Raw genomic sequence first — 23497 nt, 5'->3', positions numbered from 1 at the left:
GCTTCGAACGGCCACGGAAACTCCGTGACCCGTTCGAAGCCTGGGCCGGCCCGCTATCCGGCGACTACGGAGGCGCTACGCCCCCGCTAGGCGCGACGGACGCCGGCCGAGCGCGGCCCCGGGCAGGGGGCCCGTCGGCGTGCACCCTTGGCGGCACGACGCCGGCCTACGACAGGGCGGCCTCGGTGCTGCGCGGCTCCGGGCGCTCCTCGGTGCGGGGCGCGCGCAGCTCGTCGACGCGGACCAACGCGACGCCGGCGACGATGAGGGCCCCGCCGAGGAGCTGCACGACGGTCGGCAGCTCACCCAGCACCAGCCAGGCGATGAGGACCGCGAACATCACCTCGGTCAGCCCGACGAACGACGACAGGCGGGCCCCGAGGATCCGGGTCCCGGCGATCCCGGCGAGGTACGCGACGACGGCGGCGACCAGCGACAGGCCGGCCACCGGCACCAGCCAACTGGTGTGCTGCCCGGCGAAGGTGACCTCGCCGAAGGCCGCGCGCAGCGGGAGCGCGCCGAGGGCGCCGAGCAGCAGCAGGACGGCTGCCCCGACGGCCATGCCGCCGCTGGCCAGGGCGACCGAGGGCAGCTCCTCGTCGACCCGCCCGGCGAGCACGAAGTAGCCGGCGAGACCGACCGCCGCCGCGAGCCCCCAGAGCACGCCCACCGGGTCGAGCCGGCCGGCGCCGGTCAGGTCGAGAACGAAGAACAGGCCGGCGAGGGCCGCCACCGAGCCGGCCACCGTCAGCCGGCGGGGGCGCTGCCCGTGGACCAGCCACATCCAGCCCACGACCAGGATGATGCCGAGGTACTCCAGCAGCAGCGCGACGCCAACCGGCAGGTAGCGGACCGCGTTGAAGAAGCAGACCTGCGCGGTCGCGACACCGAGCAGCCCGAACACGCCGATCGCGGCGAGGTTGCGCCGCAGCACGTCCCACCTGCCGCGCAGGGACAGCGCCGCCGGGACCGCCACCACCAGGGCGGCGATGCCAACCCGGGCGGCCACGGCGGCCTCGGCGGACCACCCCGCGTCGATCAGCGAGCGGGCGAACGTGCCCGAGGTGGCGAAGGTGACGGCCGAGAGCAGGGCGAGACCGAGACCGAGCCCGGCGGCGGGTGGTTGGCGCATCGATCCGCTCCTAGCTGTCATGAGTCAACTGCCGGTATGCTCATGACGCTAGGCTCGGCCCCGACAGGAGTCAAGTTGCTCTTCGCCCATGACACCGACTGCTCGCTGACCGCGGCCGCCGCGCTCGTCAACACCGACGGCCCCGACGAGGGGCTGCCCGACGTCGCCGCCCTGGACGCGTTCTATCTCGCGCACGCCTACACCGGGCGGCACGAGCACACCGAGGCCGAGCTGCGGTCGGTCCGCGACCTGCGCCCCCGGCTGCGCCGCATCTGGTACGCCGGCCCGGACGAGATCGTCGCCATCGTCAACGAACTGCTCCGCGAGCACCGGGCGCTGCCGCAGCTCATCAGGCACGACGACGAGCCCTACCACGTCCACGCCGTGCCGCGCGACGCGCCGCTGGCGACCCGGATCGCGGTCGAGGCGGCGATGGCGATGGCCGACCTGGTGCGCTACGACGAGCTGGGCCGGCTGCGGATCTGCGCCCACCCGGACTGCGCGAACGTGCTGGTCGACCTGTCGAAGAACCGCTCCCGCCGGTTCTGCGACGCGGGCTGCGGCAACCGGGCGGCCGTCACCGCGTACCGGGCCCGCCGGGCCGCCGCCCGCTCCTGACCCGAGCCGCACCGACCAGCCCCGCGCCGCGCCGGCTTCGCACCGCGCCGACCGGTTCCGGGCCGGACCGACCGATCCCGCGCCGCGCCGACCGGCCCCGAGCCGGGCCAGTCGGCGCCGCGCCGGCCGGCCGGGCGGCGCCGCGCTCAGGGGTGGGTCATGCGGAGCAGGTCGAGCGCCTCGTCGAGCTGGGTCTCCGTCAGCTTCCCCGAGTCGACGTGCCCCCGGGAGATCACCACCTCGCGGATCGAGACCTGCTTGGCCAGCGCCTCCTTGGCGATCGAGGCGGCCTCGTCGTACCCGAGGTGGCGGTTGAGCGGGGTGACGATCGACGGCGAGCCCTCCGCGTACGCCAGACAGACCTCGGCGTCCGCGACCAGGCCGACCACGAGGCGGTCGGCGAAGAGCCGGCTCGACGCGGCGAGCAGCCGGACCGACTCCAGCAGGTTGCGGCCCATCACGGGCAGCATGACGTTCAGCTCGAAGTCGCCCTGCGAGCCGGCGAAGCCGACGGCGGCGTCGTTGCCGATCACCTGGGCGCACACCTGCCGCATCGCCTCGGCGACCACCGGGTTGACCTTGCCAGGCATGATCGACGAGCCGGGCTGGAGGTCGGGGATGCGCAGCTCACGCAGGCCCGCGCGCGGCCCCGAACCCATCCAACGGATGTCGTTGGCGATCTTGTAGAGGCCGACGGCGACGGTACGCAGCTGCCCCGAGGTCTCGACCAGTGCGTCCCGGGCGCCCTGCGCCTCGAAGTGGTTGCGCGCCTCGGTCAGCGGCAGCCCGGTCGAGCCGCGCAGCTTCTCGACGACCTTCGCGGCGAAGCCGAGCGGGGTGTTGATGCCCGTGCCCACGGCGGTGCCACCCAGCGGCAGCTCGGCGAGCCGGGGCAGCGCCCCCTCCAGCCGCTCGATGCCGTAGCGGACCTGGGCGGCGTACCCGCCGAACTCCTGCCCGAGGGTCACCGGGGTGGCGTCCATCAGGTGCGTACGCCCGGCCTTGACCACCGTCTCGAACTCCGCCGCCTTGCCCTCCAGCGCCTCCGCCAGGTGGGCCAGCGCGGGCAGCAGGTCCCGCGCCACGGCCTCGGTGGCGGCGAGGTGGATCGACGACGGGAAGACGTCGTTGCTGGACTGGGAGGCGTTCACGTCGTCGTTCGGGTGCACGTCCCGGCCCAGCTCGCGGCTGGCCAGGGTGGCGATGACCTCGTTGGTGTTCATGTTCGACGACGTGCCGGATCCGGTCTGGAACACGTCGATCGGGAACTGGTCGTCGTAGCCGCCGTCCGCGACGTGCGCCGCCGCGGCGGCGATGGCCGCGGCCACGTTCGCGTCGATCACGCCAAGCTCGCCGTTGACCTCGGCCGCCGCCCCCTTGATCTGGGCCAGCGCCCGGATCTGGGCCGGCTCGATGCCCCGGCCCGAGATCGGGAAGTTCTGCACCGCGCGCTGCGTCTGGGCGCGCCACAGCGCCTCGGCGGGCACCTCCACCTCGCCCATCGAGTCGCGTTCGATCCGGTAGCCCGTCGCCTCTGGAGTCGTCACGCCTACCATCCTGCCGCGCCTCGCGGCGACGTGCAGATGATCGCGCCGAGCCCTCGCCGCCCGACCCGGCGGGCAGCCGCCCAGCCGGCGAGCCCACGCCGCCCGACCCGGCGCTTCGCGGTCGGCGGGTGCGGCCGGAAGGACTGCCACGTCGACCGCCGGTCGACCGGCGACAGGGCCGGGGCGCCGGTGAACCCCGGCGCCCCTTCGGCAGCAGAGGGTCAGCGGCGGCCGACGGTCAGCACCGGCTTGGTGACCTCGGCGAAGAAGTCGTTGCCCTTGTCGTCGACCACGATGAAGGCCGGGAAGTCCTCCACCTCGATCTTCCAGACGGCCTCCATGCCCAGCTCCGGGTATTCCAGGACCTCGACGTGCTTGATGCAGTCCTGCGCGAGCCGGGCGGCCGGGCCGCCGATCGAGCCGAGGTAGAAGCCGCCGTGCTGCTGGCAGGAGCGGGTGACCTGGGCGGACCGGTTGCCCTTGGCGAGCATGACCTGCGAGCCGCCGGCGGCCTGGAACTTCTCCACGTAGGCGTCCATCCGGCCGGCCGTGGTCGGGCCGAACGAGCCGGACGCGTAGCCCTCCGGGGTCTTGGCCGGGCCGGCGTAGTAGACGGCGTGGTCGCGCAGGTACTGCGGCATCGGCTCGCCGGCGTCCAGCCGCTCGGCGATCTTGGCGTGGGCGATGTCGCGGGCCACCACGAGCGGGCCCGTCAGCGACAGCCGGGTCTTCACCGGGTACTTCGACAGCTCGGCGCGGATCTCGTCCATGGGCCGGTTGAGGTCGACCTTGACGACCGTCTCGGCGTCGAGCGTCTCGTCGGTGACGTCCGGCAGGAAGCGCGCCGGGTCGGTCTCCAGCCGCTCCAGCCACACGCCCGACGGGGTGATCTTGGCGACGGCCTGCCGGTCGGCCGAGCAGGAGACGGCGATCGCCACCGGGCAGGAGGCGCCGTGCCGGGGCAGCCGGACCACCCGCACGTCGTGGCAGAAGTAGCGCCCGCCGAACTGCGCCCCGATGCCGAAGTTGCGGGTCAGCTCCAGCACCTGCGCCTCCAGCTCCAGGTCCCGGAAGCCGTGCGCGGTCATCGAACCGGAGGTGGGCAGCGCGTCGAGGTATTTGGCGCTCGCGTACTTCGCGGTCTTCAGCGCGTACTCGGCGGAGGTGCCGCCGATGACGATGGCCAGGTGGTAGGGCGGGCAGGCCGAGGTGCCGATCAGGCGCAGCTTCTCCTCCAGGAACTGCATCATCCGCGTCGGGTTCAGCAGGGCCTTGGTCTCCTGGTAGAGGTAGGACTTGTTGGCCGAGCCGCCGCCCTTGGCCATGAAGAGGAACTTGTACGCGTCGGGGTGGCCGTCCGGGTCCTCCGCGTAGAGCTCGACCTGCGCCGGCAGGTTGCTGCCCGTGTTGCGCTCCTCCCACATGGTCAGCGGGGCGAGCTGCGAGTAGCGCAGGTTGAGCCGGGTGTATGCCTGGTAGACGCCGCGCGAGACCGCCTCGGCGTCGCTGCCGTCGGTGAGCACGTGCCGGCCGCGCTTGCCCATCACGATGGCGGTGCCCGTGTCCTGACACATCGGCAGCACGCCGCCGGCGGCGATGTTGGCGTTGCGCAGCAGGTCGAGCGCGACGAAGCGGTCGTTCGGCGAGGCGGCCGGGTCGTCGATGATCGACCGCAGCTGGGCCAGGTGCGCGGGGCGCAGGAAGTGCGCGATGTCGTGCATCGCCTCGGCGGTCAGGGCGGTGAGCGCCGCCGGCTCCACGGTGAGGAACCGACGGCCCCCCGGGCCGTTGACGACGTCGACGCCCTCGTCGGTGACCAGGCGGTATTCCGTCTGGTCGGGACCGGTCGGCAGCAAGGGAGCGTACGAGAACGCGGCGGCACTGCTCATGAGCCGAAAGCCTAGGGCAGAAGGGTCGATCGGTGTCACCCGCCGGGTGGGTCCTGGGACGGCGCTCTCACCCGGGGCAGAGTTCCCGCTTCGGGCCGCAGCTGTCCGCCGGCCCGGGCACCCCGCCCGTGCCGGCGGGACCGGGGACGCCGCCGTCGCCCGGGGGCGCCGGGACGACCGCCGCGCCGCCGAAGCGGACGTACCCGATCTCCCGCCCCTCGCCGATGACCATGCCCTTCGGACCCACCGCGAGGGCGTTCGCCGCCGTCCGGAGGCTGGCCAGCTCCGCGCCGGTACGCGGGTCGAGCGCCACCAGCCGGGACGGCTTCTCGTCGGCGAGCACTGCCGCGTACGGGGTGAGCGCGGCGCCCGCCTTCGCCCCGGCGGGACGACTCCACCGCACCCGCCCGGTGCCCAGCTCGTGGCTGACCACCGCCCGCCTGTCGGCCGTCCTCACCAGGGCGTAGCGGTCGTCGACCGCGAGCAGCCGCTGCCCGGCGGCGGTGGTCAGCAGCAGCCGCCCGTCGTAGCCGTCGAGGACCGCCTCGCGGGCGTCCGGGGCGACGCCGATCAGCACGTTCCGCGCGCCCTGCGGATCCTCCCGCTGCGCGCAGCCGGCGTTGTCGGCGGTACGCAGGTTGATCCCCGCCCGCTGCCAGGTCTCCTGGCCGGTCGCCGGGTCCCGGCCGGAGATGGCGAAGTAGCAGGTGCCGTCCTGGGAACGGGCGGTGATCCGCAGCAGCCGGCCGCCGACCACCGACAGCCGCTCGTCCCGGCCCGGCTCGACGTCCTGCAGCACGCGCCCCGTGGCGGTGTCGAGCACGTGCACCCGACCGTCGATGGGGAACCCGAGCAGCGGCGGCACGGCCTCCGGCCCCGCCACGTCCTCGTCGATCCGGACGGCGTCGAGCCGTCGGGTGCCGAGCAGCCCCGGGTTGTCGCCGAGCAGCCCGCTGCGCACCCCGGGGACGAAGGCCGTCCAGAGCGGGGCGGTGCCGCGCGGCTCCCACGCGCTGATCGTGCAGTCGGTGGCGTCGACGCAGCGGGCGTCGAGCAGCAGGTTGCGGTACGTCCACACGGCCACCGCGTCGCCGTCGCGCCGCCGCGTGGCGCCCGTGGTCGGGTCGAGCACCTCGTACCCCTTGACCAGGAGCTTGCCCACGACGACGACCGGGTCCCGGTCGCCCCCGGCCACGGCGGACCAGTCGGCCTTGCGCTCCCACAGCTGGGTGCCGGTGGCCAGGGCGCGCGCCTCCACCCGGGTGCGCTGCTCGACCACGACGGTGTCACCGGCGATGGTGACGCTGCGCGGGGTGCCGCCGACCCGCTGCTGCCAGACCACGTCCGGCTCGGAGATCGGCTCGCTGCGGTCGACCCAGTCCCACAGGCCGGGGAACGGGTTCCACACCCCGGTCGCGGCGAGCACGACGACCACGACGAGCGCGAGCAGGAGCCCGCCGCGCCACCCGAGGCCGCCCGCCTTCGCCACACGCACACGGTAGCGACGAGCACGGCGCTCCCGCGGCCCCGCGCCGCCGTGTCGCCGCCCTTTCTCGCGCGGCGCGGGGCGTACGGAAGGACCCCGCGCAGCCGGGGCTCACCGCCGGGCGGCGGAGCGCACCAGCGGCAGGGTGCGGTACGGGATCTGCTCGGCCAGGGCAATGATCGTCGAGGCCCGGCGGATTCCCTCGTACGAGACGATCTGGTCGATCACCCGCTGGAGGTCGGTGTTCGAGCGGGCCACGATCCGGCAGAGCAGGTCGCTGGAGCCGGTGATGGTGTGCGCCTCCAGCACCTCGGGGATCGCGCCCAGGTGCGCGGCGACCCGGTCGTGCCCGTGCCGCTGGCTGATCTCCAGCGTGACGAAGCTGGTCACCCCGAACCCGATCGCCGCCGGGGAGATCTCGGGGCCGAAGCCGCCCACGACGCCCCGCTCGACCAGCTTGTCGAGCCGGGCCTGCACGGTGCCCCGGGCGACCCCCAGTCGCCGGGAGCACTCCAGCACCCCGATCCGCGGCTCCTCGGCGAGCAACTCGATCAACCGCGCGTCGAGGGCATCGAGCTGTACAGCCTGACCAGCGTTCATGCCTGAACACCCTACTGAATGCGCAACCTGACCAGCCCAGGCGGCAACAGTTGCCCAGTGCGCCAGGTCACCGCGATCCTCGCCACAACAGACCGCATCCGACCACGGCGGCGGCCACGAGGCCGACCGGTAGTTGAGGGAGACCGCGATGACCCAGGCGATCGACCGACCCCAGGCCAACGACGACGTCGACGTCGACGCGCTCGTCGGTGCCGTCGACCACGACATCAGCCGCGACCCGTTCCCCGTCAAGGGCCTCGATCACGTGCACTTCCTGGTGGGCAACGCCAAGCAGGCGGCGCACTACTACTCCACCGCGTTCGGCATGACCTGCGTGGCGTACCGGGGGCCGGAGCAGGGCTACCGCGACCACGCCCAGTACGTGCTGACCAGCGGGTCGGCCCGGTTCGTGCTCACCGGCGCGGTCCGCCCGGACGCCCCGGGCGCCGAGCACGTGACCAGGCACAGCGACGGCGTCTCCGACATCGCGCTGGAGGTCCCGGACGTCGACGCCGCGTACGCGCACGCCGTCGCGCAGGGCGCGACCGGCCTGACCGAGCCGCACGACGTCAGCGACGAGCACGGCACGGTCCGGATGGCCGCCATCGCCACGTACGGCGACACGGCGCACACGCTCGTCGACCGCTCCCGCTACACCGGCCCGTTCCTGCCCGGCTTCGTGGCCCGCGGCCCGATCGTCGACCGGCAGCCGATGATCGACGCCGGCATCCAGCCGAAGCGCTTCTTCCAGGCGGTCGACCACATCGTCGGCAACGTCGAGCTGGGCCGGATGGACGAGTGGGTCGAGTTCTACAAGCGCGTCATGGGCTTCTCGAACATGGCGGAGTTCATCGGCGACGACATCGCCACCGACTACTCGGCGCTGATGAGCAAGGTGGTCGCCAACGGCACCCGCAAGGTGAAGTTCCCGCTCAACGAGCCGGCCGTGGCCCGCAAGAAGTCGCAGATCGACGAGTACCTGGAGTTCTACCAGGGCCCCGGCGCCCAGCACATCGCCGTGGCCACCAACGACATCCTGGCCAGCGTGGACGCCATGCGCGCCGCCGGCGTCGAGTTCCTGGACACCCCGGACTCGTACTACGAGGACCCGGAGCTGCGCGCCCGCATCGGCAACGTCCGGGTGCCGATCGAGGAGCTTCAGTCCCGCAAGATCCTGGTCGACCGGGACGAGGACGGCTACCTGCTCCAGATCTTCACCAAGCCGGTGCAGGACCGCCCGACCGTCTTCTTCGAGCTGATCGAGCGGCACGGCTCGCTCGGCTTCGGCAAGGGCAACTTCAAGGCGCTCTTCGAGGCCATCGAGCGTGAGCAGGAGAAGCGCGGCAACCTGTAACACTGTCGAGCGTGACGCAACCTCCGCCGTACCCGACGCCGCCGGCCGGTGGGCACCCGCCCGCCGCCGGCGGCTTCGCGCCGCCCTCCGGTCCGACCAGCCAGGGGTACGCGGCGCCGCCGCAGTACGCCCCGCCCGGGCACCCGCCCCCGGGCTGGGCCGGGGCGCCCCACCCGGCCGCCCCGACGCGCGCGCCCGGCGGTCAGCCGCTCGCCGGCTTCGGCGACCGGTTCCTGGCCGCGCTGATCGACGGCGCGCTGAGCGCGCTGGTGGCGATGGTCCTCTTCCTGCCGGCGTTCATGCTCTTCTTCTGGAACATGATGGACGACCTGACCCGGACCAACCCGGACGGCACGCTGGCCGAGCCCGACCCCGCCGCGTTCCTGACGGACTTCTTCCTGCCGATCCTGCTGCTCGAACTGGGCCTGATGGTGGTGCTGCTCGGGCTCTACTGGCTCTACCACGTGGAATACATGAAGCGCACCGGGCAGACCTTCGGCAAGAAGGTGATGAAGCTGCGGGTGGTGCCGCTCGACCCGACGCGCACGCTGGACCGGCGGATGGCCGGCAGGCGGTACGCCGTGCAGTACGTGGCGGCAAGCCTCCTGCCGGGTCTCAGCTACCTCGACGGGCTCTGGCAGCTGTGGGACAAGCCCTGGCAGCAGTGCCTACACGACAAGTTCGCCGGCACCGTCGTCGTTAAGGTGTCTGCGTGAGCGAGCGCAGCGAGGCCAGGCCGTGAGCGTCGACCCGGGCTGGTACGTCGACCCGGCCGATCCGGACACCCGGCGTTACTGGGACGGCGAGGGCTGGATCGGCGCGCCGATCCCCGTCGACGCCACCCCGCCGGAGGGGCCGCCGCCGGCCGAGCCGCCGCCCGCGCCCGCCCCGCCCGCCCCGCCCGCGGCCCCCACGCCGGGCGCCCCGCCCGCGCCGGGCGCGCCGGCGGCCGGGCAGCCCCACCCCGGGTGGCCGCACCCAGGCCAGCCCCACCCCGGGCAGCCGTCGGGGGTCCCCGGTCGCCCGCAGGGCCCGCCGCCCGGCTGGCCCGCCGGGGGCTGGCCCGGCCGGCCGCCGGAGCCCCGCCCGCACGGGCTGCCGCTGGCCGGCTTCGGCGCCCGACTCGTCGCCCGACTGATCGACTTCGCCGTCGTCTTCGCGCTGAACGCCGTCGTGAACGGCTGGTTCGTGTGGCGGCTGATCGAGGAGGTCACCCCGTACTGGCGGGAGGTGTTCCGGCGGGCGATGGCCGGCGACACCTCCACCGAGGGGCTGCCGCAGCCGAGCGAGCAGGCCGGCGGCCTCCAGGTCGTCATCCTGCTGATCGCCACGGCGCTCTGGCTCGCGTACGAGGTGCCGACGATGGCCTCGGGCGGGCAGACCTTCGGCAAGCGGCTGGTGGGCGTCAAGGTGCTGCCGACGAGCGCGGACGAGCCCCTCGGCTTCGGCCGGGCGCTGCGCCGGTGGAACACCCTCGGCCTGCCCACCCTGCTCTGGTACTGCTGCGGCCTCGGCCTGCTGCTCCAGCTCGTCGACGCGCTCTCCCCGCTCTTCGACCACCCGCTGCGTCAGGCCCTGCACGACAAGCGGGCGCAGACCGTGGTGGTCCAGCTTCCCCGCACCCGCCGGGCCAGCCCGGACGACCGCACCGACCCCTCGGGAGACACCCCATGACCGACACCGGACGCCACCAGCCGGCGCTGCGGCTGACCCGCGCCGACCTCGACGCGCTGCCCAACTACGTGCCCGGCCGCAGCCCGGCCGACCTGGCCCGCGAGCTCGGGCTCCCCGAGGCGATCAAGCTCGCCAGCAACGAGGTCCCGTACGGCCCGCTGCCCGGCGTGGTGGAGGCCGTCGCCGAGGCCGTCGCCGGCGTGCACCGCTACCCGGACATGGGCGTGGTCGCGCTGCGCGAGGCGCTGGCCGAGCGCTACGGCGTGGCCGCCGACCGGATCGCGACCGGCTGCGGCTCCGTCGCGCTGGCCGAGCACCTCGTGCGGGCCACCTGCCTGCCCGGGGACGAGCTGCTCTACTCGTGGCGCTCCTTCGAGGCGTACCCGATCATCGCGGCGACCAGCGGCGCGACCAGCGTGCGGGTGCCCAACGACGCCGGGCACGGGCACGACCTGGCGGCGATGGCCGCGGCGGTGACCGACCGGACCCGGATGATCCTGGTCTGCAACCCGAACAACCCGACCGGCACCTCCGTACGCCGGACCGAGCTGGACCGGTTCCTCGACGCGGTCGGCGAGGACGTCCTCGTCGTCATCGACGAGGCCTACCGGGAGTTCGTGACCGACCCGGAGGTGCCGGACGGCCTCACCTACCTCGACCGGCCGAACGTGGTCGTGCTGCGGACCCTCTCCAAGGCGTGGGGCCTGGCCGGCCTGCGGATCGGCTTCCTGGTCGCCCAGCCGGCGGTGGCGGCGGCCGTGCGCAAGGTCGTCACGCCGTTCTCCACCAGCATGGCGGCGCAGGCGGGCGCCCTCGCCGCGCTCGCCCAGGCCGACGAGGTCGAGCGGCGGTGCGCCCTCGTCGTCGCCGAACGCGACCGGGTGACCGAGGCGCTGCGCAAGCTCGTCCCCGACGTGCCGACCAGCCAGGCCAACTTCGTCTGGTTGCCCCTCGGCGACCGGGCGGTGGAGTTCGGCAGGGCGTGCGAGGCCCGGGGCGTGATCGTCCGGCCGTTCCCCGGCGACGGGGTCCGGGTCACCATCGGCACCCCGGCCGAGAACGACGCCTTCCTCGCCGCCGCCGAGGCGGCCCTGGCCTGAGGGCGGATGCCGGTCCGGTCCGCCATCCCCTCGCGGACCGGACCGGCCGACTCAGGCGACCGCCGCCGGTTGCCGGACCCGACGTCGGTACGCGTAGACCGCGAACAGCACGAGGACCAGCCCGGAGGTGGCCAGCCCGCCGGTGAGCACCTGGCCGGAGCGGTCGGCCGCGCTGGTGGCCGCCACCGGCACGGGCCCGAAGCTGACCCTGCCCTCGGCGGAACGCTTCGTCCAGCCGCTGGCCAGGTCGAGCTTCGCCGCCCACGGCCCGTCCGGCAGCCGGCGGTCGAGCGCGACCCGGACGGTGGTGCGGCCGTCCAGCCCGAGCGTGCCCGCCTCGACCTTCACCGGCCCGGCCGCGAGCCCACCGGGGCCCTCCGCGAGCCACAGCTCCCCGGCCAGGTCGAGTGCCCGTCGGCCGGTGTTGCGCACCTCGGCGGTGACGACGGGGATGCCGCCGCTGTCCCGCCCGCCGGTCAACGGGCCGATCTCGAAGCCGGAGGGCGGCTCGCCACCGGGCCCGACGGAGAGGTAGACCCGGATGCCCGCCCGGCCGACGTTGCGCACGTTCTGCCCGTCCACGCCGGCGACCTCGGCCCAGATCACCGCGTACCGCTCGCCGGCCTCGGCGCGACGCGGCACGGTGATGGTGACGAGCGCCTCCGCCTCCTCGTCGGGGGCCAGCGTCTCCTCCGCCGGCGCGACCTGGATCCAGCTGCTCAGCTCGTTCCGGGTGCGGTCCGGGGCGAGCGCGAACCCGTCCCGACCGACGTCGGCCGCGGCGGCGTAGAGCGCGACGGTCCGGCGGATCTCCGAGCTGTTCTGCACCATCACCCGTCGCTTGATCGTCGTGCCGGGGCGAACGTGGTCGACGATGTACTTGTGCGCCCGGGTGTCGTCGCGGCGCTCGACAGGGGCGTCGAGCAGACGTATCCCGACCGTCGTCGGGGGACCGTCCGGGGTCGGCCGCGCCGAGGGCCGGGGCTTCCCCGTCCGCCCGTCCGGTTCCACCGCCGGCACGTCCGCCTCGGGCACCTCCGGCTCGGCGAGCGCCGGCGCGCGGACGGCGGACGCGGGCGCGAGCTGCGCGGCGGACGCGGGCGCGAGCTGCGCGGCCGACGCGGGCGCCCCGGCCGTGACCAGGACGGTCACGGCCAGGGCGAGGGCGCGGGCCCGGTCATGCCACCGAATGGGTGATCACCCCCGTGTAGGTGCCGCCGACGGCGGTGCTCGGAACGGCGATCCGGATGTCCGGCACCCAGCTCGCGGTGTTGTTGCCGCTGCCCGAGGTCTTCGAGAAGGCGGTGCGGGGCACGCTCAGGGTCACCGCGTTGGCCTGGGTGGGCTGGCCGGGCACGAAGACGCCGGTGCCGGTGGTGCTGGTCGCCGCGCCGGACCAGTACTCCACCAGGGCCGGCGGGATGGTCTCCTCGGGCGAGCCGCCACCGGTGGTGAAGGAGCTGGCCGACACCGTGACGACCCAGGTCGCGTTGAGCGCGGCCCGGCTGTCGGTGACCGTGACGGTGCCGAGTTCGCCGGTGACGACCCCGCCGGAGAAGACGGAGCCGAGGTTCACGGCCGCCGGAACGGTGATGTTCAGGTCGGCGGTGGCGACGGTGAAGGTGACGATGGTGTCGCCGGTCGGCGCGGCCGCGGCGGGCGTGGCCATGGCCACCACGGCGGCCGCGGCGGCGGTCAGGGCAAGAAGTGGCTTCCTCATGGGACGCACGCTAGGTCGCGGGAGACGGACACAGAGCGGCTTTTCGGACAAATAACCCATCAGGCGACAGAGTGCGTCACGACGCCCCGGTACGTGCCACCGACGATCCCGGTCGGGACCGCGATCCGCAGGGTCGGCGCCCAGGCCACCGTGTTGTTGCCGTTGCCACTGGTCTTGCGGAACGCCTCGCGGGTGACGTCGAGGGTCACCGCCTGCGCGGAGGTGGGCTGCCCGGGCACCAGCGTGCCCCCGCCGGTGCTCCGCACCGCCGGCCCGGACCAGTAGGAGACCCGGTCGGCGCCGATCGTGCGCTGCGGACCGCCGCCTCCGGTCACGAACACGGTGGTGGAGACCGTGGCGACCCACGCGTTGGGATTGATCGGGCCGCGCGAGTCACGCACCTCGACCGTGCCCAACTGCCCGGTCAGGGTGCCGCCGGTGAACCCGCTGCCGAGGTTGACCGAGGCGGGCACGGTGATGTCGACCCCCACCGTCCGGGCGAGCCGGGCCGCCCGGGTGGACGGCGCGGCGTCGGCCGGCGACGCGGTGACGAGGATCAGGATCGCGCCCAACAGGGCTGCCAGGAGACGCACAGTGGGACTATAAATAACTTATGTCCGTTTTGTCGAGCACGCCTCTCCGGCTCGGCGATTCAGGTCGCGGCCAGGATCACGGGCTCCGAGGTCAGGTAGTAGCGCTGGTCGTCACCGGCCGGGTCGACCGGCTCGCGCAGCCGCTCGACGGCCACGAACCCGTCCGCCGCGTACGCCGCGCCGGGCGCCCAGCCGACCCCGTCGGAGCCCGCGTTGAGCGCGAAGAAGGACCGCTGCGCGCCCGTGGCCGGATCCAGCGTCACCAGGTCGTTCGTCTCCGTCAACAGGTGCACCCGGTCGGGCTGGACGGCGAGCAGCCGCGCACCGGGAAGGTCGGGACGGCGCCACAGCTCCGCGCCCGTACGCGCCGAGCGGCCGACCGGCACCCCGTCGACGACCGCCACCGCCGTCCCACCCACGAGCTCGGCGTCCGGCCGGTCCAGGGCCGGCGCGGCGACCGGCTCACCGGCACCGAGCAGCCAGCCCCGGCCCGCGTCGTCGCCCGGCGCGGCCGTCCGCAGGCCGGTGCACCCGGTCCGGCCGCTCTCGCAGCCCACGGGGGTCGCCACCAGTCGGTCGCCGGCGCCGGGCGGCCGCCAGCGGAGGCCCACCGCGCCGGTCACGGCGTCGCGGAACTCCACCACCGCCGGTCCCGCGCAGGAGTCGACGATGACGAACCGGCCCGAGCCGGTCGCGCCGACGACAGCGCGACAGCCGGCCGGGTCCGAGCCGTCGCCGGTCGGCACCGACGCGGTCGTGTCCGACCGCCACAGCTCACGGCCGTCGGCCAGGTCCACGGCACGCAGCCAGCGCGCCCCGGCCGCCGCCACGACCTGCCGACCGTCGACCGCCCGGGCGACGAAGATCCCCCGGGGATCCCAGACCGTGGCCGCCCCGGTGCGCCGGACCGCGCGCTCGCCGACCGGCGCCGGACCGTCCGCCTCCCAGGCCACCCGGCCGGTACGCGCGTCCAACGCCACCAGCCGCCCGTCCGACCAGCGGGTGACCACCGTCGTCCCGCTCGCCACCACCGAGTCCAACTCCGCCGGCCACCGCCGGTACGACCAGTACGGCGTGGTCCGGCGCCGGCCGTCGACCGGCCGGTCCGCGTAGACCTGGCGGTGGGCGGCGTAGACCCGCAGCCGACCGTCCACGATCAGCGGGGCGACCGGGAGCCGGCCCACCACGCCGGCGACGGGATCGGCGGCCGGCGGGTACGCCCCACGCGCGGGCGTGCTGACCTCGGCGGGAGCGAGCACCCGGTAGACCGTCGCGGCGACGGCGACGGCGGCGAGCAGCGCCACGACCACCACCACGACCCGCCGCCGGCCCTTCGGGAACCCCATGCGCACCTCCGCCCGGCACCCTACCCAGCGGGGCCACCCGCAGCCCGGTCAGGCCCTCGGGCCGCCCCGGCCGACGACCGGGGACCCCGTCACGGGCCGGGCACGGCGGCGGGGCCTCAGGCCGCCTCGGCGGTGCCGGCGACGGCCGCGGCGGCCAGGTCGGCGAGGTCCTGCCGCAGCGCGCGCTCGACCGCGCGGGCGGCCAGCCCGCCGAGGAGCAGCGCGACCACCCGGCCGTAGGGGGCGGTCGGCATCGACTCCTGCTCGACGGTGACGGCCGTGCAGCCGCGACGGCGGCGCTCGACCGGGCGCAGCGTCCAGGTGATCCGGTAGTCCACCCCGGCGCCGCGCGAGCCGAGCACCAGTCGCCGGGGCGGCTCGGCCTCGACGACTACGAACTCCTCGACCAGCGCGGTGCCGTCGGGCCGGGACCGGGTCTCCCGCCAGGCGGTGCCCGGACCGAAGCCGCCGGGGGTGAGCACCTCCACCGGGCCGGTGAAGCGTCGGGTGCGGGCGGTCAGGTCGGTCAGCAGCCGCCAGAGGTCGGCGTCGTGCGCCTCCACGAACTCCGTGACCGCCACCGTCGACATGCCACCTCCCGTGGCGTCGACGGTACGCCGGGTGAGCGCCTGTCGGGGCCCCCGGAGCGGAATTTCCACCGCCCGGAGGCCCCGAGTCGCGGGCCCCGCCCCGGTCAGCGGCCGAACTGACCCGCCCGGATCGCGCCGACGAAGGCCGCCCAGCCCGGCGGGCTGACCGCCAGCGTGGGGCCCGCCTGGTCCTTGGAGTCGCGCACGCCCACCACGCCGAGGACGTCGACCAGGTTGTCCGCCACCTCCACGCAGAGGCCCTGGTCGTTGGAGCGGCTGCTGGTGCGCCAGACCGCACCCGGGAGACCGTTCATCGTCGTCACCTTTCCTTGTCGTCGGGACGCCAGCCGGCGGCCGGCACCGGACCGGAAGGGGGTCGTCCGGCACCGGACCGGCGCGGCTGGCGTCGGAATCCGCGACGATCAACGCGGCAACGACGGACCCCGGTCGCACAGATGGTGCGACCGGGGTCCGTTGCGTGGGAACGGGTCCGGCGGGGACCCGGGGGGCGGCTCAGCGCGCGGGGCGGATCGTCCCCGTCACCTCGCCCAGGGCGATGGTGGTGCCGTCCGGCCCGGGCGCGGTGGCGGTGATCGTCACCGTGTCGCCGTCCTCCAGGAACGTGCGGGTCTCGCCGCCGGCGAACTTGACCGGCTCGGTCCCGCCCCAGGTGAGTTCCAGGAACGAGCCGACCTGTCCCCGCTCCGGCCCGGAGACGGTGCCCGAGGCGTAGAGGTCGCCGGTGCGCAGCGAGGCGCCGTTGACGGTGAGGTGGGCCAGCTGCTGGGCCGGGGTCCAGTACATGGTGGCGAACGGCGGCTCGCTGACCCGCTCGCCGTTCCACTCCACCGACAGGCGCAGGTCCAGCCCGAGGTGCGGCACGTCGCGCAGGTAGTCGGCGACCGGGGGGTCCTGGTCGGGCGCGGGGACGAAGGCGTCGCCGAGCGCGTCCAGCGGGGTCACCCAGGCGGACACCGACGTCGCGAAGGACTTGCCCAGGAACGGGCCGAGCGGTTGGTACTCCCACGCCTGGATGTCCCGCGCCGACCAGTCGTTGACCAGCACCACGCCGAACACGTGGTCGGCGAAGTCCTCGACCGCGACGCGGTCGCCCAGCGCGCTGGGCACGCCGACCACGAAGCCGACCTCGGCCTCGATGTCGAGGCGTACGGACGGGCCGGTCACCGGGCCCTGCGGGGTGGCCCGCTGCCCGCTGGGCCGCACCACCGGGGTGCCGGAGACGACCACCGTGCCGGCGCGGCCGTGGTAGCCGATCGGCAGGTGCTTCCAGTTGGGCAGCAGCGGCGGCTGGCCGGGGCGGAAGATCTGCCCCACGTTGGCCGCGTGGTGCTCGGAGGAGTAGAAGTCGACGTAGTCGGCGACCTCGAACGGCAACTGCATCCGCGCCTCGGCCAGCGGCACCAGCAGCGGCTCCACGGCCGGCCGGTGGGCGGCGTCGGTGAGCAGCTCGGTCACCCGCTGCCGGACGGCCGTCCACTGCGGACGGCCGAGGGCCAGGAACTCGTTCAGGGCGGGCCGGCCCAGCGTCCCGGCGGCCAGCACCAGGCCGGCCGCCTCCGCGCCGCCCAGGTCGAGCACGAAGTCCCCGATGCGTACGCCGACCCGCGGCTCGCCCTCGGCGCGGCGGAACACCCCGTACGGCAGGTTGGTCACCCCGTAGGGCGAACCGTCGGCACCCGGCACCCAGCTCATGCCTGCCCTCCCTCGCGCTCCGCGCCGCCCCGGGGCGCCACCGGCCCGCGGAGATGATTCGCTCGCTGACGCCCGCTCATGCGTCGAAGCCCCCGTTCACCAGCCCAAGCCGGATCAGATCGGTAAGTGGTTCCAGGATGCTGCACGAGCCGTAGCCGACCCACAGCGGGCGCGGCGCGGCCAGGTCGCCCTCGACGCGCTGCACCAGCGGGCGCGGGTCGGTCGCGGTGAGCAGCTCGGCGACCGGCTGGACCGCGGCGCCCTCGGCGGCGGCCAACGTCGCGGCCAGCACGTTGGCGAAGCCGTGGTGGGTGAAGCCGGTCTCCGGGTCGAGGTGCCGCACCGCCTGGTGCAGCCCGGCGGTCAGCTTGAACGGCAGTCCCCGGTCGCGGCAGGCGCAGATCACCGCGGCCAGCTCGGCCGGGGTCGGGAAGAGCTCGGCGGCGAGCCCGCCGGTGCGGAACTTCGCCGCGACCGGCAGCCCCTCGGCGCGCGCGGCGGCGAGCGCGTCCAGGGCGCCCAGCAGCCCGAAGGTCAGCGGCACCTCGGCGTAGACGGCCAGCCCGCCGGTGTCGGCGGCCCCGGCCGGGTTCGCGCGGCGCGTCAGCTCGACCAGCTCGGCCAGGCCGGGCAGCGGGTCCTCGCCGCGCTTGGCGACGGCCGCCTCGATCTGGCGGACGCGGATGCGCGGGTCGGCCCCCGTCCGGGCCTCGTCGAGCCGGGCGACCGGCACGTCCCCGATGACGCCGACCTCGATCCGCTCCCCCGCGTCGAGCAGGTCGGCCAGCTCGGCCAGCCGCGTGGCGGGGACGAGGAGGGGACCGACCAGCCCCGCGTACCAGGAGGCGCGGTGCCGCCGGTGCGCGGCGACGGCGTCGGGCAGCGGCGCGCTGCCGGGCGGGAAGACGGCGGCGTCGTCGACGAGGCCGTCGAGAAGCGCGGGCAGCTGCGTTGACACGAGACAAGAATGTACGGGACGCTACAAGGAACGGACAACAGCGTCCGATAATCGGACGCCGTTGGATCGGTGAACGGGACGAACCGGGAGGCGAGATGCCGTACTACCGCAGCGTCGGCGAGGTGCCGCGCAAGCGCCACACCCAGTTCCGCCAGCCCGACGGCAGCCTCTACGCCGAGGAGCTGATGGGCCAGGAGGGCTTCTCCTCCGACTCGTCCCTGCTCTACCACCGGCACGCGCCGACCGCGATCGTCGCGGCCGAGGAGTTCACCCCGCCGGCGTTCACCCGGGTGCCGAACCTGCCGCTCAAGCCCCGGCACCTGCGCACCCACAAGCTCGACGGCACCGGTGCCGACCCCGTGCTCGGCCGGCACTACCTGCTCGCCAACGACGACGTGCGGATCGCGTACGTGTTGGCGGACCGGCCGTCCCCGCTGTTCCGCGACGCCACCGGCGACCACTGCCTGTACGTGGAGTCGGGCACCCTGCGCGTCGAGTCCACGTTCGGCGTCCTCGACGCGGTGCCCGGCGACTACGTCGTCATCCCCACCTCGACCATCCACCGGCTGGTGCCCACCGGCGACGCGCCGACCCGGCTGCTCGCCGTCGAGGCGGCGGGGCACATCGGTCCGCCCAAGCGCTACCTCTCGGTGCGGGGCCAGTTCCTGGAGCACTCGCCCTACTGCGAGCGCGACGTCCGGGGGCCGGACGCGCCGCTGCTGGTCGACGGCGAGGACGTGGAGGTGCTGGTCCGGCACCGGCGCGGCTGGACCCGCTACGTCTACGCCAACCACCCGTTCGACGTCGTCGGCTGGGACGGCCACATGTACCCGTGGGCGTTCTCCATCCACGACTTCGAGCCGATCACCGGCCGGATCCACCAGCCGCCGCCGGTGCACCAGACCTTCCAGGGCCCCAACTTCGTGATCTGCTCGTTCGTGCCCCGCAAGGTCGACTACCACCCGGACGCGATCCCGGTGCCGTACAACCACCACAACGTCGACTCCGACGAGATGCTCTTCTACACCGGCGGCAACTACGAGGCCCGGCGCGGCTCGGGCATCGAGCAGGGCTCGATCTCGCTGCACCCGTCCGGGTTCACCCACGGCCCCCAGCCGGGCGCCGCCGAGCGTTCCATCGGCGCCGACTTCTTCGACGAGCTGGCGGTCATGGTCGACACCTTCCGCCCGCTCGACCTCTGCGACGCCGCCCAGGCGTGCGAGGACGACGCCTACGCCTGGACCTGGGCCCGCCGCGGCTGAGCCGCCGCTGCCGCTCAGGCGGGGCTGAACCGTCGCCGCCGCTCAGGCAGGGTTGAGCCGCCGCCGCTCAGACGGGGCCGAGCCGCCGCTGCCGGTCAGGCGGGGCCGAGCCGTCGCCGCCGCTCAGGCGGCCAGGAGGTCGGCCAGGAGGCGGGTGCGGGCGGGGTGGCGGAGCTTGGACATCGCCTTCGCCTCGATCTGGCGGATCCGTTCCCGGGTCAGGCCGAGCACCCGGCCGATCTCGTCCAGTGTGCGCGGCTCCGCGTCGGCGAGGCCGTACCGCTGGGCGATGACCGTCGCCTCCCGCTCGGTGAGCACGGCCAGCGCGGTGTCCAGGTAGGAGCGCAGTGAGCCGGCGGCGACCTGGGCGGCCGGGTCCGGCGCGTCGTCGGTGAGGAAGTCGCCGAGCTGCGCGCCGTCCTCGCCGACCGGGGCGTGCAGCGAGACCGGCTCCCGGTCGTACCGCAGCGCCTGCTCGACCTTCTCGGGAGCGAGGTCGAGCTCGGCCGCGATCCGCGCGGCGGTCGGCTCCTCGCCGAGGTCCCGGAGCAGGGTGCGGCGCACCCGGTGCACCCGGTTGATCAGCTCGGCCATGTGCGCGGGCACCCGGATCGTGCGACTCTGGTCGGCCAGCGCGCGACCGAGCGCCTGCTTGATCCACCAGGTGGCGTAGGTGGAGAACTTCAGCCCGCGCGTGTGGTCGAACTTCTCCACCGCGCGCATCATCCCGATGACGCCCTCCTGGACCAGGTCCGGCAGCGGCAGCCCGCCCTCGCGGACGTACCGCCGGGCGATCGAGACGACCAGGCGAAGGTTGGCCTCGATCATGTGCCGCCGGGCCCGCCGGCCGTCGGCGGCCAGCCGCTCGCAGGTGGCCCGCTCGTCCGCGGCCAGCCCGGCCGGTACGGCGTCCAGGCGGCGCTGGGCGAGCAGCCCGGCCTCGATCCGCGCGCCCAGCTCCACCTCCTGCTCGGCGGTGAGCAGCGGGGTCCGGCCGATCTCCCTGAGGTACGCACCCACCGAATCGGTCACGGTCATGAGCGATGTCCCTTCGACGGCCCGGAGCGGCGCGGCAGCGCCCCTGTGCGACCTAAACTTAGGACGAACCCATTCATGTGTCAAGAACAAACTTGGGATGAGCATATTTTTGTCGGGGAGGAGGCCGGCGCGGGTCCCCACGACCTGCCGCCGCGCGTCGCCGCCGCCCGTTCGGGGGGGCGTCCTCCGGCCGGTGTCGCCACGCCTGACGCTGGCCGGTCACTACGCGCCGACTCGGCGTACTCCTCCAGGTCGGTCAGCGCGAGGGCACGGGCGACCAGCGCCGGCACGCTCTCCGGGGCGGCGGCGACGGCCGCGTCGGCGGCGGTCAGCGCCTCCCTGGGCCGGTCGGCCGCGAGGTGGACCCGGGACAGCATGGTCAGGGCCCCGGCGTTCGCCGGGTCCAGGGCGACGGCGTAGGAGACCTCGGCGGCGGCCTCGTCGTAACGGCCCAGCTCGGCGAGGAGCTGGGCGCGCTGGACGTAGCCGTCGAAGGCCGAGCGGTCGGAGGTGGCGTCGCTGGACATCGCGGCGAGCCTAGGCGGCCGGGGCCTCGTACACCAGGGCCACCGCGATGCCGGTGAGGCCCTCGCCGCGCCCGGGGAAGCCGAGGCCGTCGGTGGTGGCCGCGGAGACGGTCACCGGCGCGCCGACCGCCTCGGAGAGCACCCGCTGGGCCTCCTCGCGGCGCGGCCCGATCTTGGGCCGGTTGCCGATCACCTGCACGGAGACGTTGCCGATCGCGAAGCCGGCGGCCCGTACCCGGCGGGCGCTCTCGGCGAGCAGGGCGACGCCCGACGCGCCGGCCCACTCGGGCTGGCCCACCCCGAAGTTGGCGCCGAGGTCGCCGAGGCCGGCCGCCGAGAGCAGCGCGTTGCAGGCGGCGTGCGCCGCCACGTCGGCGTCCGAGTGGCCGGCGAGGCCGTCCTGGTCGGGCCAGAGCAGGCCGGCCACCCAGCACGGCCGGCCCGCCTCGAAGGCGTGCACGTCGGTGCCGATGGCCACCCGGGGAACGATCATGCGAAGAGGGTACGCGTCAGGCGCCCGTGGCGAGCAGGTGCTCGGCCAGCGCCAGGTCGAACGGGCGGGTGACCTTCAGCGCGTATTCGGAGCCGGGCACGCAGCGCACCGGCACGCCCTGCTTCTCGACCAGGCCGGCGTCGTCGGTGAGCGGGTCGCCGGCGGCGGCGTGCGCGGCGGTCAGCACCGCCCGGCGGAAGCCCTGCGGGGTCTGCACTGCCCGCAGGGCGGACCGGTCGACGGTGCCGAGGACGACCTCGCCCGCGTCGACCTCCTTGATCGTGTCGACCACGGGCAGCACGGGGATCACCGCGTCGTGCCCGGCGCGGACGGCCGCCGCGACGGACTCCACCAGCTCGGGCGGCGTGAGCGCCCGGGCGGCGTCGTGCACGAGGACGATCCCGGGGCCGGCGGGCACCGCGGCGAGGGCCGCGGCCACCGACGCCTGCCGCTCCGCGCCGCCGGGCACCACGGTCACCGGGGCGACCGGGGCGAGCAGGTCGCGCACCGCCGCGACCTCGGCGGCCGGGGCGGCCACGACGATGGTGTGCACCGACGGCGCGGCGGCGAGCCGTCGGACCGCGTGCACGAGCAGGGGCTCCCCGCCGAGCAGGCGCAGGGCCTTGGGTCGCCCCGGGCCGAGGCGTACGCCGGCACCGGCCGCAGGCACGAGGACCGCGACGTCACCGCGCGGATTGAGCTGCGCGGTCACGTCGCGGTCCTCGGTGGTTTGTTCGCTACGAATCGGGTACGACGATGCTGTGGGGACTAGGCCTCGGTGAGGACCTTGTCGAGCAGCGTCTCCGCCTCGTCCTTGGTGCTCTTCTCGGCCAGCGCGACCTCGCCGACGAGAATGTCGCGGGCCTTGGCAAGCATGCGCTTCTCACCCGCGGAGAGGCCCCGCTCCCGCTCCCGGCGCCACAGGTCGCGCACGACCTCGGCGACCTTCAGCGGGTTGCCCGAGGCCAGCTTCTCCAGATTCGCCTTGTAACGCCGCGACCAGTTGGTCGGCTCCTCGGTGTGCGGTGCACGGAGCACGTCGAAGACCTTGCCGAGGCCCTCTTCGCCGACCACCTCGCGCACACCCACGATCTCGGCGTTCTCGGCGGGCACCCGGACCGTCAGGTCACCCTGCGCGACCCTCAGGACGAGGTATTGCTTAGGCTCGCCCTTGATGACCCGAGTCTCGATTGCCTCGATGAGTGCGGCCCCGTGGTGGGGGTAAACAACGGTCTCGCCGACACTGAAAACCATAGGTTCGAAACCCCTTTCGCTGTGTCTAGGGTAACACGCTCAGGCACCGATGTCTCACCGCTGTCCTGACCGTTGGCGCAGCTCAGGGGCCCTGTGAGAGGTATTTCTTCGGCTTGACAGGCCGCCAAACCAATGGTTTGAACACGCTCCGTGACCAGTGGATGACGGCCCGGCGCGGGTGACGCGAACGTCGAGATCAAGGGCTATGCGCTCCTCCCATGGTAGCCCGCCGCCCGCGTGCGCGCCCAGGTGTAGCGGTACGCGGCACCGTGCGGGACGCTGGAGGTCGAGCCGCTGTCCGCTCACCGAGACGCCTGGGGGTCCGATGGGCAAGCCCGACGCAGACGGCCCCGGACTGCCCGACCTGCCGCCGGAGTGGGGTCGGGTGGTCGTGCCGGACGACGCCGCCGCCCTCGCGGCCGAGGCCGAGCAGGTCCGCCGCGAGCTGCGCGCCGCGGCGCCGCACGCTGGCCGCCGACCGGGCGCCCGGGCGCCGCTCGCCCTGCCCCTGCTGGTCCTCCTGGTGGCGGTACTGACCACGGTCGCCGGCCTGGTGGCGGTGACCTGGCCGCGCTCGGGTCGCACCAGCACCCCGGAGCCCGT

Annotated in this window: 23 protein-coding genes and 2 pseudogenes; 7 read left to right on the top strand and 18 right to left on the bottom strand. The window is 74.4% G+C overall.

The window, feature by feature from the left end; all coding sequences use genetic code 11:
- Positions 1–166: 166 nt before the first annotated feature.
- Complete coding sequence (locus ACWENR_RS16220; RefSeq protein WP_452277787.1) at positions 167–1132, bottom strand: EamA family transporter; 966 nt, start codon at positions 1130–1132, stop codon at positions 167–169.
- 75 nt (positions 1133–1207) lie between these two features.
- Between ACWENR_RS16220 and ACWENR_RS16215 the strand changes: the two genes are divergently transcribed.
- Positions 1208–1750, top strand: coding sequence for a CGNR zinc finger domain-containing protein (locus tag ACWENR_RS16215; RefSeq protein ID WP_452277786.1), 543 nt, complete (start codon positions 1208–1210; stop codon positions 1748–1750).
- Positions 1751–1896: 146 nt separating this feature from the next.
- Here ACWENR_RS16215 and ACWENR_RS16210 read toward each other — a convergent pair whose 3' ends face one another.
- From ACWENR_RS16210 to ACWENR_RS16195, 4 genes are all read right to left on the bottom strand, one after another.
- Positions 1897–3306 carry a class II fumarate hydratase gene (locus ACWENR_RS16210; RefSeq protein WP_452277785.1) on the bottom strand — a complete coding sequence of 470 codons (1410 nt, stop codon included), beginning with the start codon at positions 3304–3306 and terminating at the stop codon, positions 1897–1899.
- A gap of 212 nt (positions 3307–3518) precedes the next feature.
- Positions 3519–5186 carry a fumarate hydratase gene (locus ACWENR_RS16205; RefSeq protein WP_452277784.1) on the bottom strand — a complete coding sequence of 556 codons (1668 nt, stop codon included), beginning with the start codon at positions 5184–5186 and terminating at the stop codon, positions 3519–3521.
- Between the two features lie 67 nt (positions 5187–5253).
- On the bottom strand, positions 5254–6675 hold the full coding sequence (locus tag ACWENR_RS16200; protein ID WP_452277783.1) for an outer membrane protein assembly factor BamB family protein: 1422 nt from the start codon (positions 6673–6675) through the stop codon (positions 5254–5256).
- 108 nt (positions 6676–6783) lie between these two features.
- Positions 6784–7272, bottom strand: coding sequence for an Lrp/AsnC family transcriptional regulator (locus ACWENR_RS16195; RefSeq protein ID WP_452277782.1), 489 nt, complete (start codon positions 7270–7272; stop codon positions 6784–6786).
- 148 nt (positions 7273–7420) lie between these two features.
- On the opposite strand from ACWENR_RS16195, the gene hppD reads away from it, so the two are divergent.
- From hppD to hisC, 4 genes are read left to right on the top strand one after another with little or no spacing between them, the layout of a single operon-like run.
- Positions 7421–8626, top strand: coding sequence for a 4-hydroxyphenylpyruvate dioxygenase (hppD, locus tag ACWENR_RS16190; protein WP_452277781.1), 1206 nt, complete (start codon positions 7421–7423; stop codon positions 8624–8626).
- Between the two features lie 11 nt (positions 8627–8637).
- Complete coding sequence (locus ACWENR_RS16185) at positions 8638–9342, top strand: RDD family protein (protein WP_452277780.1); 705 nt, start codon at positions 8638–8640, stop codon at positions 9340–9342.
- A 22-nt stretch (positions 9343–9364) separates the two neighbouring features.
- The gene (locus tag ACWENR_RS16180) at positions 9365–10300 is read left to right on the top strand and encodes an RDD family protein (RefSeq protein WP_452277779.1); all 936 of its coding nucleotides are present in this window, start codon (positions 9365–9367) and stop codon (positions 10298–10300) included.
- A complete protein-coding gene (gene hisC, locus ACWENR_RS16175; protein WP_452277778.1) occupies positions 10297–11400 on the top strand; it encodes a histidinol-phosphate transaminase in 1104 nt (367 codons plus the stop codon). The genes ACWENR_RS16180 and hisC overlap by 4 nt, the downstream gene beginning before the upstream one ends.
- A gap of 51 nt (positions 11401–11451) precedes the next feature.
- On the opposite strand, the gene ACWENR_RS16170 is transcribed toward hisC, so the two are convergent.
- The 8 genes from ACWENR_RS16170 to ACWENR_RS16135 form a co-directional block, all read right to left on the bottom strand.
- A complete protein-coding gene (locus ACWENR_RS16170) occupies positions 11452–12552 on the bottom strand; it encodes a hypothetical protein (RefSeq protein WP_452277777.1) in 1101 nt (366 codons plus the stop codon).
- Positions 12553–12577: 25 nt separating this feature from the next.
- Complete coding sequence (locus tag ACWENR_RS16165) at positions 12578–13120, bottom strand: hypothetical protein (protein ID WP_452277776.1); 543 nt, start codon at positions 13118–13120, stop codon at positions 12578–12580.
- Positions 13121–13179: 59 nt separating this feature from the next.
- Positions 13180–13713 carry a hypothetical protein gene (locus ACWENR_RS16160; RefSeq protein ID WP_452277775.1) on the bottom strand — a complete coding sequence of 178 codons (534 nt, stop codon included), beginning with the start codon at positions 13711–13713 and terminating at the stop codon, positions 13180–13182.
- Positions 13714–13772: 59 nt separating this feature from the next.
- Positions 13773–15059, bottom strand: a complete 1287-nt coding sequence (locus tag ACWENR_RS16155) for an outer membrane protein assembly factor BamB family protein (protein WP_452277774.1) — start codon at positions 15057–15059, stop codon at positions 13773–13775.
- A gap of 116 nt (positions 15060–15175) precedes the next feature.
- Entirely contained in the window at positions 15176–15649 is a 474-nt protein-coding gene (locus tag ACWENR_RS16150; protein ID WP_452277773.1) for an SRPBCC family protein, read from the bottom strand.
- 104 nt (positions 15650–15753) lie between these two features.
- The gene (locus ACWENR_RS16145; protein WP_452277772.1) at positions 15754–15963 is read right to left on the bottom strand and encodes a DUF397 domain-containing protein; all 210 of its coding nucleotides are present in this window, start codon (positions 15961–15963) and stop codon (positions 15754–15756) included.
- A 199-nt stretch (positions 15964–16162) separates the two neighbouring features.
- A complete protein-coding gene (fahA, locus tag ACWENR_RS16140) occupies positions 16163–17362 on the bottom strand; it encodes a fumarylacetoacetase (protein ID WP_452277771.1) in 1200 nt (399 codons plus the stop codon).
- A 76-nt stretch (positions 17363–17438) separates the two neighbouring features.
- The gene (locus ACWENR_RS16135; RefSeq protein WP_452277770.1) at positions 17439–18320 is read right to left on the bottom strand and encodes a hypothetical protein; all 882 of its coding nucleotides are present in this window, start codon (positions 18318–18320) and stop codon (positions 17439–17441) included.
- 95 nt (positions 18321–18415) lie between these two features.
- Between ACWENR_RS16135 and ACWENR_RS16130 the strand changes: the two genes are divergently transcribed.
- Positions 18416–19582, top strand: coding sequence for a homogentisate 1,2-dioxygenase domain-containing protein (locus tag ACWENR_RS16130; RefSeq protein WP_452277769.1), 1167 nt, complete (start codon positions 18416–18418; stop codon positions 19580–19582).
- A gap of 123 nt (positions 19583–19705) precedes the next feature.
- On the opposite strand, the gene ACWENR_RS16125 is transcribed toward ACWENR_RS16130, so the two are convergent.
- The 5 genes and pseudogenes from ACWENR_RS16125 to ACWENR_RS16105 form a co-directional block, all read right to left on the bottom strand.
- Entirely contained in the window at positions 19706–20620 is a 915-nt protein-coding gene (locus tag ACWENR_RS16125) for a sigma-70 family RNA polymerase sigma factor (RefSeq protein ID WP_452277768.1), read from the bottom strand.
- A gap of 128 nt (positions 20621–20748) precedes the next feature.
- Positions 20749–21147, bottom strand: a pseudogene (locus ACWENR_RS16120) (tetratricopeptide repeat protein); the annotation flags it as partial.
- 10 nt (positions 21148–21157) lie between these two features.
- Positions 21158–21640, bottom strand: a complete 483-nt coding sequence (ispF, locus tag ACWENR_RS16115) for a 2-C-methyl-D-erythritol 2,4-cyclodiphosphate synthase (RefSeq protein ID WP_393106205.1) — start codon at positions 21638–21640, stop codon at positions 21158–21160.
- A gap of 16 nt (positions 21641–21656) precedes the next feature.
- Positions 21657–22352: a 2-C-methyl-D-erythritol 4-phosphate cytidylyltransferase gene (gene ispD / locus ACWENR_RS16110; RefSeq protein ID WP_452277767.1), complete on the bottom strand. Its 696-nt coding sequence runs from the start codon at positions 22350–22352 to the stop codon at positions 21657–21659.
- A gap of 56 nt (positions 22353–22408) precedes the next feature.
- Positions 22409–22894 carry a CarD family transcriptional regulator gene (locus tag ACWENR_RS16105; protein ID WP_007073334.1) on the bottom strand — a complete coding sequence of 162 codons (486 nt, stop codon included), beginning with the start codon at positions 22892–22894 and terminating at the stop codon, positions 22409–22411.
- 325 nt (positions 22895–23219) lie between these two features.
- On the opposite strand from ACWENR_RS16105, the pseudogene ACWENR_RS16100 reads away from it, so the two are divergent.
- Positions 23220–23497 (top strand): annotated as a pseudogene (locus ACWENR_RS16100) (hypothetical protein); the annotation flags it as partial.

Source organism: Micromonospora sp. NPDC004336 (assembly GCF_053602615.1).
The sequence above is the reverse complement of the archived record's forward strand: the minus strand, read 5'-3'. Positions and strand labels throughout refer to the sequence as shown.